10 protein-coding genes are annotated in these 12,401 nt (G+C 59.8%); 3 read left to right on the forward strand and 7 right to left on the reverse strand.

The window, feature by feature from the left end; genetic code table 11:
• Positions 1–12 precede the first annotated feature (12 nt).
• The gene (locus IM314_RS03495) at positions 13–1,314 is read right to left on the reverse strand and encodes an MFS transporter (protein ID WP_028012467.1); all 1,302 of its coding nucleotides are present in this window, start codon (positions 1,312–1,314) and stop codon (positions 13–15) included.
• 288 nt (positions 1,315–1,602) lie between these two features.
• On the opposite strand from IM314_RS03495, the gene IM314_RS03500 reads away from it, so the two are divergent.
• The gene (locus IM314_RS03500; protein ID WP_060572581.1) at positions 1,603–2,676 is read left to right on the forward strand and encodes a LacI family DNA-binding transcriptional regulator; all 1,074 of its coding nucleotides are present in this window, start codon (positions 1,603–1,605) and stop codon (positions 2,674–2,676) included.
• On the opposite strand, the gene IM314_RS03505 is transcribed toward IM314_RS03500, so the two are convergent.
• From IM314_RS03505 to IM314_RS03520, 4 genes are all read right to left on the reverse strand, one after another.
• The gene (locus tag IM314_RS03505; RefSeq protein WP_193359207.1) at positions 2,673–3,929 is read right to left on the reverse strand and encodes a DUF1479 domain-containing protein; all 1,257 of its coding nucleotides are present in this window, start codon (positions 3,927–3,929) and stop codon (positions 2,673–2,675) included. The genes IM314_RS03500 and IM314_RS03505 overlap by 4 nt on opposite strands.
• Before the next feature lie 149 nt (positions 3,930–4,078).
• The gene (locus IM314_RS03510) at positions 4,079–4,894 is read right to left on the reverse strand and encodes a Cof-type HAD-IIB family hydrolase (RefSeq protein WP_193359208.1); all 816 of its coding nucleotides are present in this window, start codon (positions 4,892–4,894) and stop codon (positions 4,079–4,081) included.
• A gap of 166 nt (positions 4,895–5,060) precedes the next feature.
• Positions 5,061–7,493, reverse strand: coding sequence for a formate C-acetyltransferase/glycerol dehydratase family glycyl radical enzyme (locus IM314_RS03515; RefSeq protein WP_163332971.1), 2,433 nt, complete (start codon positions 7,491–7,493; stop codon positions 5,061–5,063).
• Between the two features lie 4 nt (positions 7,494–7,497).
• Positions 7,498–8,397 (reverse strand): glycyl-radical enzyme activating protein, encoded by a 900-nt coding sequence (locus tag IM314_RS03520; RefSeq protein ID WP_060572587.1) that lies wholly within the window; start codon positions 8,395–8,397, stop codon positions 7,498–7,500.
• A 128-nt stretch (positions 8,398–8,525) separates the two neighbouring features.
• Here IM314_RS03520 and fsa point away from each other — a divergent pair, with 128 nt between their 5' ends.
• Positions 8,526–9,188, forward strand: coding sequence for a fructose-6-phosphate aldolase (gene fsa, locus IM314_RS03525; RefSeq protein WP_028012473.1), 663 nt, complete (start codon positions 8,526–8,528; stop codon positions 9,186–9,188).
• 89 nt (positions 9,189–9,277) lie between these two features.
• Here the strand turns inward: fsa and moeB are convergent, their stop codons facing one another.
• On the reverse strand, positions 9,278–10,030 hold the full coding sequence (gene moeB, locus IM314_RS03530; protein WP_060572590.1) for a molybdopterin-synthase adenylyltransferase MoeB: 753 nt from the start codon (positions 10,028–10,030) through the stop codon (positions 9,278–9,280).
• A gap of 1 nt (position 10,031) precedes the next feature.
• Positions 10,032–11,264, reverse strand: a complete 1,233-nt coding sequence (gene moeA / locus IM314_RS03535) for a molybdopterin molybdotransferase MoeA (protein WP_028012475.1) — start codon at positions 11,262–11,264, stop codon at positions 10,032–10,034.
• A gap of 188 nt (positions 11,265–11,452) precedes the next feature.
• Here moeA and iaaA point away from each other — a divergent pair, with 188 nt between their 5' ends.
• Positions 11,453–12,391: a beta-aspartyl-peptidase gene (iaaA, locus tag IM314_RS03540; protein ID WP_045260003.1), complete on the forward strand. Its 939-nt coding sequence runs from the start codon at positions 11,453–11,455 to the stop codon at positions 12,389–12,391.
• The last annotated feature ends 10 nt before the right edge of the window (positions 12,392–12,401 follow it).

Below are 12,401 nucleotides of genomic sequence, written 5' to 3' on the forward strand. Positions count from 1 at the left end.
ATACATCCACTATCAGGCGCGCTTGGCGCGACGTTCAGCAATAAATGCCACCAGGAAGAGAGCGCCAATCAGGTCAAAAAAGCCCATGGCAATAAAGAGCGGGTTGAAGCCGATTTTGTCGGCGGTCACCCCGATTAACAGGGAGAACAGGAAGCTGGCGATCCACGCCGCCGAGCCGCGCATGCCGTTGACGGTCGCCATCTGGCCTTTGTCGAACGACTCCACGACCAGGGCACTCAGCATGCAGGAGATGATCTGGTGCCCGAAGCCGCCGATGGAGATCAGCACGATGGTGATATACGGGTCGCGGGTCACGGCGACGATGGCCAGCGAAATCATCAGAAACGCGCCGGTGACGGAGCTTGCCACCACCGAGTTCACGCGGGAGCAGCCGAACCAGCGGGTGTACAGGCGCGTCAGGTAGCCGCTTGCCACGCTGCCGAGGTCGGCGGCGAGGAAGGGCAGCCAGGCAAACATCGCAATCTGCTTCAGGTCCATGCCGTGCTCTTTAGCGAGGTACAGCGGCACCCAGAAGCTCAGCACCGCCCAGGCGGGTTCTGCCATAAAGGCCGGGATGGCGATACCGTAGAAGCGTTTGTTTTTCGAGACGGTTTTCAGCGCGGTCAGGAAGGGCAGCTTGACCGGTGCGGGTTCGTTATCCTGTTTGATAAACGCCAGCTCGTCGCGGCTCAGGTTCGGGTGCTGTTCCGGGTTGTGGTAGAACGCCCACCAGAGGATCACCCACAGCAGCGCCAGCACGCCGGTAAACATAAACGCGCCCTGCCAGCCGAACGACGCGTGAGCAAAGTAGATGATAGGCGGAGCCAGCATCGCGCCGATGGAGAAGCCCACGCCTGCCCAGCCGGCGGCAACGGGACGTTCTGATTTCGGGAACCATTCGCCGATGGTTTTGGCATTCGCTGGCGTGGCGGCAGCTTCGGAAGCGCCCATAAAGAAGCGCAGAATCGCCAGGTGCAGCCAGCTTCCGGCGCCCGCGTGGAAGATACACATCAACGCCCAGATCCCGGCGCAGACCATAAAGCCAATCTTCAGGCCGATAACGTCAATCAGCCAGCCGCACAGGGGCTGGAAAATGGTGTAGGCGATCTGAAACGCGCCGACTATCCAGGAGTACTGCTCGGTGGTGATCCCGAGGCTCTCTTTCAGTTCCGGGGCGAGGATCCCCAGTGAGTTACGGGTGATGTAGTTAACGGTGACGCCAAGTAAAAACAGCACCAGCACGTACCAGCGCAAATTCTTAATGACGCGACGGGTTTTGCTTGTCGCAACGGTGTTATTGATGTCCTGACTCATTTTACTCTCCACAAGACGGACGGTAAGGGGACGGAGGTTCAGGTGTCACACAGATTGTTATGCCTTTGATTTCTATCCGCTTAGAATGCTTAAGTTGCTGTACAACTAGTATGGAAGCTGTGTGACAAGTTCACCTTAGGGAAGAAAATGAGAGGGCAAAAGTGGATTTTGTGCAAAATTTCTCATAACTGACGTAAACCCTCTGGCATGATGGTCTTTATGTCAGTTATTGCCTGATGAATACGCTATGAAAATTTTTTCATTTCGCAAATGGAGCCAGATCACAAAATGGACAAAAGGCTAAAAATCACCGAAATCGCCGCCCGTACCCAGCTCTCCATCAGTACGGTTTCCCGTGTGCTGGCAGGCAAAGCGAATACCAGCGAAAAGGCGCGGGCTAAGGTGCTGGCGTGCGCGCGGGAGCTGGGGGTGATGGACGGCATGGCGGCGGGGCGTCTGCTGCTTAACAGCCTGGTGGTTTTTGCCCCTCAGCGTGCCTTCGACGAGCGGTCCGACATCTTTTACTACCGCGTGATCCAGAGCGTGAGCAAAGGGCTTGCCTCGCACGAGGTTCGGCTGCGCTACTGCGCGCTGGAGGAGAACGACAGCGACGCCCAAATTTTTCTGGCACGCATGAACGAGCCGGATACCCAGGCGGCCATTCTTCTCGGTATTGACGATCCGCATATCCACGATCTGGCGGTGGATGTGGGGAAACCCTGCATGCTGATTAACTGTCGGGACCGCCGCATGCGCCTGCCTGCCGTTGCCCCGGATCACCGTGCGATTGGCGAGCGGGCGGCGGAGTACCTGTTCGAGATGGGGCACCGCGAGGTGATGAACGTGCTGTGCCTGCGTCGCTACACCATGGAGCTGCGCCTGGCGGGGATCCGCGACGCGTGGCACGCCCATAATCTCAGGTTTAACGACAGGCGCGACCTGCTGGTGGTGCCAAGCTTCAGCGCCAGAGAGACGGAGCAACTGGTGAGCGAGTGGCTTAACCAACAGAAGGGAAAAGACCTGCCGACGGCGTTCCTGGTAGGCGGGGACTTTATGGCGGCAGGCACCATCAGCGCGCTGCAAAATCACGGTCTGCGCGTGCCGCAGGACGTCTCGGTGATGAGCATTGACGGCTTTAATCTGGCGGCGATTCAGGATGTGCCCTTAACGGCGGTGCATGTTCCCCGCGACGAGCTGGGAACGGAAGCGGTGCATATGCTCCAGCAGCGGCTGATGCGCCCGGACGCGCCGTCAGGAACATTGCTGCTGAACGGCACGCTGGCCGTGCGGGAGTCGGTACGGCGGATACGTCAGGGGAAACGACGCACCGCCGTGGAGCGGGAAGGGCTGTACGACAGTTAAGCCATGCCCAGCGCGCGCTTGCCGTGGATATTGAGATCGTTCACGGTAAAGCGGCCCTGCCAGCTTTTTTCATAATCCTCGCGCGGGAAGTCTCCCGGCGACGCGCCGGTTTCCAGCGCTTCCTTGACCTTTTTCGCATAGGCGAGGTTTTTCTCGCACATTGGCGCGGCGGGGATGTACATCACGTTGCCCCAGCCCTGCTGATTTTCCACCGGCGCGACGGAGTGGATCACGTCGCAGTGCCACCACACGGAATCACCGGCTTCCAGCGCCGGAATACTGGTCAATGCTTCGACAAGCAGCGGGTGCCACTTCTCGGAAATCGGCAGCACGCGCCCCGGCGCCACGCCGCACAGTTCGTCTTCTGGCACGTCGTCCAGCAGAGGACGCAGCAGAATGTAGGCCATTGCTTCCGGGATCGGCACCACGTGCAGCAGCCCCTGGCCGGGGATCATGTCCGACAGCGCCGTCCAGCCCTGGAAGGTGCGGAACACCGAGCACTTGGTGGTGTTATCCACGGTGTACTCTTCCACTTCAGTACGGTGCGCGGCGTTCCACGGATCGTATTTCTCGACGTTGCCGTCAAACACGCGGGCAAACACCTGCTGGTAAGCCGGCAGCAGCCAGCGCTCCAGCGCGCCGGAATCGGTATGCGCCCCCAGCCCTTTTGAAGTGGTTCCCGGCGGACGACGGCGGATGCGGTCCGGGTAAATCACGCTGACGTCAGGGTCGAACCACTGCTTGCCGTTGCTCTCGAATGTCCATAAACGGTTCAGGAACGACTGCACCTGCGCCATCTCTTCACTCTGGCGCGCCTGCATTTGTGCCTGGGACCAGTAGATCGGGTAAATCTCCGGGCGGGAGGCGGTTAAGGTGCCGAAGAAGTTGTCGCCCGGCCCTTTGTACACCTCGTCAAACTTGTTCAGATCGAGGTAGTCGAGCATCGACCGATCCCACGCCAGCGCCTGCTCGCGGGGGAAGTGACCTTTAATCACCGCGCAGCCGCGGCGCTTAACGGCCTCGCGCTGAGCGTCGGTAATCGTGCCGTTTTTCACATCTGCAAACGGAATCACCGGCCAGACGGGTTCGCCTTTATTTTTCAGGGCGTTGATCTCCGCCACGCGGGTGGCGATTTTATCGCTGAGCTTGTCGAACACCGCCTGCACGTCGCCGATCTGCGCGCGTAACTCACGTTTTAACTGACGGATTGCCGCTTTGTGGTCCGCTGGCAAGGTTTCACTGGTAAAGGTCATAACTGCCTCGCATCTTTCATTCGAAAGTAAAAATGTCTACAAGTGATACTTTAAGTTAAAAATAAGTTAATGCAAGTTTAAAAACTTGACTCAAGCCACAGGTCGGAAAAAGAGTGAGAGGCCGGAGCTGGGCTCCGGCGAGGAAAGGATCAGACGTCGAAAGGAGAGTGGTTGTCGAGCACGGCCTGAATGACGTTCAGCGCGCCCTGATGGTTGTTATCGTCGGTGCTGTAGCGGCTAATGTCTTTAATGCTCTGCGCCGCGTTGCCCATCGCAAAAGAGTATTTTACCAGCTTCAGCATCTCGGCATCGTTGCCGCTGTCGCCAATGCCGACGCACTCCTGCGGGGAGATTTTCCAGCGTTTCAGCAGGCGGCTGATGCCGTTGGCTTTGTGCAGGCCGGGGATAATCAAATCGACAAAACCGAAACCGCTGGTGACCGGCTTCATGATGCCGTCCAGGGAGACGTGCAGTTTATCAACCAGGTTCGGGATATCGCTGTCCGGCAGGTTCAGGGAGAACTTAAACAGCACGTCGTCGATTTCGCGGTAATCGCAGATGCGTTTTAAGCGGTGATAGTGCTTTGACATCAGCGCCACGAAGGCGTCCGGGGCTTTATCGCTGACGTAGGCGCTCTCCAGACCGCAGGCTACAAAGTTCAGCCCTTCGTCTTTCAGCAGTTCGCCAATAACGATCTGCGACTCATGGCGGGTCAGCTCGCCGTGGAAAACCTGTTCGCCGTGGTCGAACACCAGCGCGCCGTTCTCCGCCACGAAGGAGATCTGTTCTTTCAGCTCGGGGAAGAAGGAGATGAGCTGGTAATACTGGTTGCCGCTGGCGACAACGAATTCAATATTGCGGGATTTAAGCTGCTCAAACTGTGCCTGGAAGCGGTCACGATCGTACTGCTTGGCATCATCAAGGAAAGTTCCGTCCATATCGGTGACGATAACTTTAACGGTCATACTGTGCTCCTGGGTCACTGCGTTTTGAAACATTCTAATAACAAGGTGACGGGGAGCACAAATTTAATTTCGAATGAAAGTCAGAAAGCCGGGTGGCGGCTTCGCCTTACCCGGCCTACGGGGAGACTCTGTAGGCCCGGTAAGCGCAGCGCCACCGGGCGTTTTCTTACAGCGTATGCTCAGTACGGGCGATAATATCGTCCTGCGCATCCGGCGACAGGGCGGTGAAGAACGCCGAGTAACCCGCCACGCGCACTACCAGGTCGCGGTACTGGTCCGGGTGCTTCTTCGCTTCCAGCAGCGTTTCGCGGGAGACAATGTTGTACTGAATATGCCAGCCCTTGTGCACCTCGAAGAAGGTACGCAGCAGTACCATCAGCTTCTGGCGATCGCTGTCGTTTTCCAGCGTCGACGGATTCAGCTTCTGGTTAAGCAGCACGCCGCCGAGAATCGCCTCGGTAGGTAGTTTACCGACCGAGCCGATCACCGCCGTCGGGCCGAGGTGGTCCGTACCGGAGGCCGGGCTTGCCCCTTCTGCCAGCGGGGTGTGGGCCTTACGTCCGTCCGGCGTGGCCATCGTTGCCGCGCCGAACGGCACGTTAGCGGAGATAGACGACGTGCCCGCGTAGTAGTTACCGCCAATCGGGCCGCGGCCGTAGCGCGGGTTGTGGTACTGCTTCAGCTCCTCAATGTAGGTTTCGTAAGCACGGGTCAGCAGCATGTCCACGCTGTCGTCGTCGTTGCCGTACTTCGGCGCGCCGTTGATCAGGCGCTGGCGCAGCTGCTCGTGGGTCAGCCCGTCGAAATCATCCGCCAGCGCCGCCGCCAGCTGCTGCTGGCCGATGACGCCCTGCTCAAAGACCAGCTTTTTCACCGCTGCCAGGCTGTTGCCGAGGTTGGCGATACCCACCTGCAGGCCGGAGACCCAGTCATACTTCGCGCCGCCCTGCTTAATGCTTTTCGCGCGCTCGATGCAGTCGTCCACCAGCGCCGAGCAGAGAATGTCGTGGACGTTCTCCTCCAGCATGGTGTCTACCACGTACTCAATTTCGATAGATTTGCGGGTGTAGTAGCGGATCTGGGTATCCCACGCCGCCATCACCTCCTCGAAATTGTCGAAGTTACCGGCGGAGAGCGCTTTCTCCTGCGGCAGGAACACCTTGCCGCTGGTGGCGTCGCGGCCGCCTTCCAGCGCGGCGAGCATCACGCGGGCAAAGTTGATAAAGCTCATGCCGGTGCAGCGGTAGCCCCACTTGCCGCCCACCGCGGTTTCGATACAGCCGATGGCCGCGTAGTCGTAGGCATCATCGCGCTCAACGCCAAGCTTGATAAATTCCGGGATCACGATTTCATCGTTATTAAATGCCGGCATCCCGAAGCCGCAGCGGATCACCTGCACGCAGGCGTCGAGGAAGTCGTTGCTCATGCCCGCGTGATAGCGCACGCTCAGGTTTGGCTGGGTAGAGCGCAGGCGACCGCAGGATTCCAGAATCGCGTAGGAGAGCGGGTTCACCGCGTCCATCGGCTCGCCGTTAACCAGCTTCTGACCACCAATGGTGACGTTCTGGTACAGCGGGCTACCGGCGGAGGCCTTGGAGTGCGAGCCGGAGCGGATCTTGTTCACTTCCAGCAGCTTCAGCCAGCAGCTGTGCAGCAGCTCGATGGCGTGCTCGCGGTCCAGACTCTGGTCCAGCTCCACGTCGCGGCGGTAGTACGGATAGAGATACTGGTCCATCCGCGCGAAGGAGACGGAGTGGCCGTTGGACTCAATCTGCAGGATCAGCTGAATGAAGTAGCACAGCTGCAGCGCCTGCCAGAATGTTTTTGGCGGCTCGTGGGCAATCACGTCGCAGTTTTCCGCCATCGCCAGCAGCTCGTCGCGGCGGCTTTCGCGGGTTTCCGTAGACGCCATCTCACGCGCCAGGTCGGCGAAGCGTTTGATGTGCAGGCTGACGGCTTCCAGCACGATATCAATTGCCTTCAGGAACTGATCGCCGTGCAGGTCTTCCAGCACCGTCAGGTTGATGCGCGAGCGGCGCTCGTCCACTTTGGCGCGCAGGCCGTCGAGACCTTTCTCCAGCACCAGCGGGAAGTTTACCGCCAGGTGCGCGTCGCCGGAGGTCATGTTGCCTTCGGCTTTGATGATGCCGGTTTCCAGCAGGCCTTTCTGCTCGTCGGTGAACATGCCGTAGCAGCGGTCCTGCACCGTCTGGCCGCGCCACCACGGGCAGATTTCATGCAGCACACGCTTGTTCTCTTCGCTCACCGCGAAGCCCGCGCCCGGACGGTCCGCCAGATCGTCAATCTCTTTCTCAATCCAGGAGACGGTATATTCCGGGAAAATCGGCGCGGCGCGCACTTCGCTTGCCTGGTTGCCGATAATCAGCTCGTCGTGCTTGATCCAGATGGTTCGTTCCGCCAGGTGATGTGCCAGCGCCAGGGCGCGGCGCACCGGGATCGGCTTGTCCATGTGCTGCTGGTACATTTCGGTGTAATGCTGCGCGCGCTCGGTACAGACCGGCGGCTTGACGATATGCACCAGCGCCATTTTATGCGCTTTAATACGTTCGCTGAGGGTGTTGAGATTCAGGGTGGTCATAGGTTTATCCTCGTAAGGTCGCGGTTAACCCTTTCTGGCAGGCGTACTGCTGCGCGAAATCCAGCAGGGCAGGGTTATCCAGCGGTTTGTCAGGGGCAGAGTAAGGTTGGCCGAGCAGGGTGTATTTGTTCATGCCCAGCGTGTGATACGGCAAAAAATGAATATCATCGACGCCGAGTTCGTCGGCGGCGAAGTTGGCAATGGCTGTGATGGACGCTTCATCGGCGTTAAAGCCCTGGATCAGCGGCACGCGGATGGTGATCTTTTTCCCGGCAGCGGCGAGGCGCTTCAGGTTGTCCAGGATCCGTTTGGCCGAACCGTCGGTCCACTGTTTGAACACCGCTCCATCGACGTGCTTAAGGTCGGCAAGGAACAGATCGACGTACGGTAATGACGGCTCGATATAATGCCACGGCACGTGAAGGCAGGTTTCGACGGCGGTGTGGATACCCTGTTCGTGGCTGGCCTTGAACAGGGCGTGCGCCAGCTCCGGGTTCATAAACGGCTCGCCGCCGGAGAGGGTGATCCCGCCGCCGCTGCGGTCATAAAAGGGTTTGTCGCGCAGCACGGTGGCCATGATCTCGTCCACCTTCTTCTCTTCACCGCAGACGGTAAGCGCCTGCGTTGGACAGCAGTCAGTGAGGGCATTAAGCGTCTCTTCACTCAGCTTTTCGCGGTGGATGACCAGGCCATTGAGCGCGCGTTCGATACAGCCCGGTGCCGCCAGCTGACACAGGTCGCAGCCTTCCAGACACAGGCGAGCGTCAAACAGCACGTCCCGGCTGCGCGAGCGGCTTTCCGGGTTCTGACACCAGCGACAGCCCAGCGAGCAGCCTTTCAGGAACACCACGGTTCGAATACCGGGGCCGTCGTGGGTGGAATAACGCTGAATATTGAAGATCATATTTTTGCCCTCAAGTTGCATATGAAGATTAAATGACTTTCGAATGAAAGTTATCTTGATGCAGGTCAACTCCTGAGCAGGTTTTATCGTGATAGGGTAAGTGCAGGCTAATTTTTGAGGGTGACATCATGGAACTTTATCTCGACACATCTGACGTTGCGGCAGTCAAAAAGCTGGCGCGTATCTTCCCGCTGGCGGGCGTGACCACCAACCCAAGCATTGTGGCGGCAGGAAAAACGCCGCTAGATGAGCTGCTGCCCGCGCTGCACGACGCGTTGGGCGGTAAGGGCCGTCTGTTTGCGCAGGTAATGGCAACCACCGCCGAAGGGATGGTGGAAGACGCGCGCAAGCTGCGCGCTATCATTAACGACCTGGTGGTGAAGGTGCCGGTGACCGCGGAAGGGCTGGCGGCGATCAAAATGCTGAAAGCAGAAGGGATCCCGACGCTGGGGACGGCGGTGTATGGCGCCGCGCAGGGGATGCTGTCCGCCCTGGCCGGAGCAGAGTATGTGGCCCCTTACGTTAACCGCGTGGACGCGCAGGGCGGGGACGGGATCCAGACCGTGATTGAACTGCAGCAGCTGTTGGCGCTGCACGCGCCGCAGTCAAAGGTGCTGGCCGCGAGCTTTAAAACCCCGCGTCAGGCGCTGGACTGCCTGCTGGCAGGGTGCGAGTCCATCACGCTACCGCTGGACGTCGCGCAGCAGTTTATTACTTCCCCTGCGGTGGATGCGGCGATCGTGAAGTTTGAGCAGGACTGGCAGGGAGCGTTTGGACGGACGTCTATCTGACGGGGGCGGCCTGATGCCCTCGCCCCAACCCTCTCCCACAGGGAGAGGGAGCAAACACTAAAACGGCAACCTGAAGGTTGCCGTTTGCTTTAACCACCGCACACCTCACACCCCGGATTGCGCATCAGCTTCATCTCGCGGAACTGGCAGGTCATCGCGTCATACATCACGATTTTCCCCGCGGCAGGCGTGCCGTAGTGTGCCAGCACTTTAATCGCTTCCATTGCCTGCAATGAGCCAATCACGCCGACGAGTGGTGCCATCACGCCCGCCTCGACGCAGGTCAGCGCATTCTCGCCAAACAGACGGCTCAGGCAGCGGTAGCAGGGTTCACACTCGGCGTACGTGAAGACGCTGATTTGCCCCTCCATGCGGATTGCCGCGCCGGAGACCAGCGGGATTTTGTGGGCAAAACAGCCCGCGTTCAGCTGGTTACGGACGGCGACGTTATCGGTGCAGTCGAGCACCAGATCGTGCTGCGCAATCTGCGCGAACAGCGCGTCGTCATCCAGCATCGCGTCAATCAGGGTGAACTGAACGTTGGGGTTGATGCGCGCCAGCGCCGTGCGGGCAGAGTCCACTTTCGGCTGGCCAACCGTCGCGTCGCTGTGCAGCGTCTGGCGCTGCAGGTTGGACACCGAGACGGTATCGAAATCCAACAGCGTCATCCTGCCCACGCCCGCCGCCGAAAGATACTGCGCGGCGGCGCAGCCCAGCCCGCCGAGACCGACGACCAGCACATTGGCTGCCTTAAGCGCTTCCTGGCCCTCGAAGTCAAACCCGCGCAGCACGATCTGGCGGTTGTAGCGCATCATCTCCTGGTCGCTCAGCTCCACCGTCATGTCAGCCTCCGAACAGGTGGTTAAAGCGCTCAACCTCAACCCATTCGCCGGCTTCCACGTTGCCGCGCTCGCGCTCCAGCACGATAAAGCAGTTGCCCTGGCTGAAGGAGCTGAAAATGTGCGAGCCCTGATGTCCGGTGGTGCTCACTTCGAGCTCACCGTCCGCGCCGCGCGCCAGAATGCCGCGCTGGAAATCGAGACGACCCGGCGATTTTTTCAGGCGCGTAGCGGCACGCACGCGCAGGCGCTCCGGCAGCGGGCTGGCTTTGTTGCCGGAAAGCTTCGCCAGCAGCGGGATCGCCAGCTGGTAGAAGGTGAGCGCCGCAGAGACCGGGTTACCCGGCAGGCCGCAGAACCAGCTGTGCGGAAGCTTGCCAAACGCGAACGGTTTGCCCGGCTTAATCGCCAGCTTCCAGAAGGCGATTTCGCCCAGCTCTTCAAGAAGGGTTTTAGTGTAATCCGCTTCGCCCACGGAGACGCCGCCGGAGCTGATGACCACGTCGGCGGATTTGTCCGCCTCGATAAACGCCGCGCGCAGTTTTTCCGGGTCGTCTGGAATGATGCCGAGGTTAATCACCTCGCAGCCCAGCTGCTCCAGCATCAGGTGTACCGCCAGGCGGTTGGTGTCATAAATCTGGCCGTCCTGCAGCGGCTGGCCCGGAAGCTGCAGCTCGTCGCCGGTGGAGAAGACCGCCACGCGCACCTTGCGGACAACGTCAACTTCCGCGATGCCGAGCGAGGCCAGCACCGGCAGTTCACCTACCGTCAATTTCTGCCCGGCGGCAAAAACGGTCGCGCCGAGGGTGATGTCTTCGCCCGTGCGGCGGATGTTCTGACCCGCTTTAACGTTCGCGGTAAAACGTACCCCGTCGTCGGTCTGCTCAGTCTCTTCCTGCATCACCACGGCGTCGCAGCCCTGCGGAACCGGCGCGCCGGTCATGATGCGCACGCAGGTGCCCGCAGGCCATTCGCCGCCAAACGGCTGGCCCGCAAAGGCTTTACCCGCCACCGGCAGGGCGTTACCCGTCTGGAGATCCGCCAGGCGCACCGCGTAACCGTCCATCGCGGAGTTATCGAACCCCGGCACGTTCATCGGCGAGACGATATCGCGCGCGGCAATACGACCAAAACAGCGCACAAGCGGCAGCGTCTCAACGTCATGCAGCGGAGAAATACGGTCAAGCATCTGCGAGAGTGCCGTCTCAAGCGGCATCAGTCCGGCGGTAAAATCCATGGTGGGCTCCTGCGGAGTAACAACGAAAGCGCCCATTATGGCAGAAAAGTGCGGCTAACTGTATGACCCGATGGGTGTACGCTTTACATCACTGTTGCGTCTTTCTATATTCAAAAATCATCTGAAGTTTCATCGACGATAATGATATTTATAGAAAAAGCCGCGAATCAGGCTAACGGGTGATGCGAATGGTTAATGCGGTAATCGCAATTCATGGCGGCGCAGGGGCAATCACCCGTGCACAGCTCAGTCCCGAGCAGGAAAAGCGCTACATTGACGCGCTGTACGCCATTGTGGAAACGGGCCAGAAAATGCTGGAAGCGGGCGAGAGCGCGCTGGATGTGGTCACCGAGGCGGTGCGCCTGCTGGAAGAGTGTCCGCTCTTTAATGCCGGAATAGGTTCGGTCTTTACCCGGGATGAAACCCACGAGCTGGACGCCTGCGTGATGGACGGCGTCACCCTGAAGGCGGGCGCCGTGGCAGGCGTGAGCCATCTGCGAAATCCGGTGCTGGCGGCGCGTCTGGTGATGGAGGAGAGCCCGCACGTTCTGCTGGCGGGCGCCGGGGCGGAAAAATTTGCCTTTGAGCACGGAATGGAACCGGTATCGCCGGATCTGTTTTCCACGGAAGAACGCTATCAGCAGCTGCTGGAAGCCCGTACGGCGGGCATAACGCAGCTTGACCATACTGCGCCGCTGGATGAAACCACCAAAATGGGCACGGTCGGCGCGGTGGCGCTCGATAAAGCCGGTAACCTCGCGGCGGCGACGTCAACGGGCGGCATGACCAACAAGCTGCCGGGACGCGTCGGCGACAGCCCGCTGCCCGGCGCGGGCTGCTATGCCAATAACGCCACGGCGGCGGTGTCGTGTACCGGCACCGGGGAAGTGTTTATTCGCGCCCTCGCGGCCTACGACATCACCGCGCTGATGGATTACGGCGGTTTAAGCCTGAGCGAGGCCTGCGAGCGCGTGGTGATGGAAAAATTACCTGCCCTGGGCGGCGTCGGCGGGCTGATTGCGGTCGATCGTGAGGGCAACGTGGCCCTGCCTTTCAACAGCGAAGGCATGTACCGCGCCTGGGGTTATGCCGGTGATGAGCCGAGCACGGGCATCTATCGTGAATAAGGGGGCAGCG

Origin of the sequence: Enterobacter cloacae complex sp. P42RS, from assembly GCF_014930595.1 — a bacterium.
GTDB classification, from domain to species: Bacteria; Pseudomonadota; Gammaproteobacteria; order Enterobacterales; family Enterobacteriaceae; genus Enterobacter; species Enterobacter bugandensis.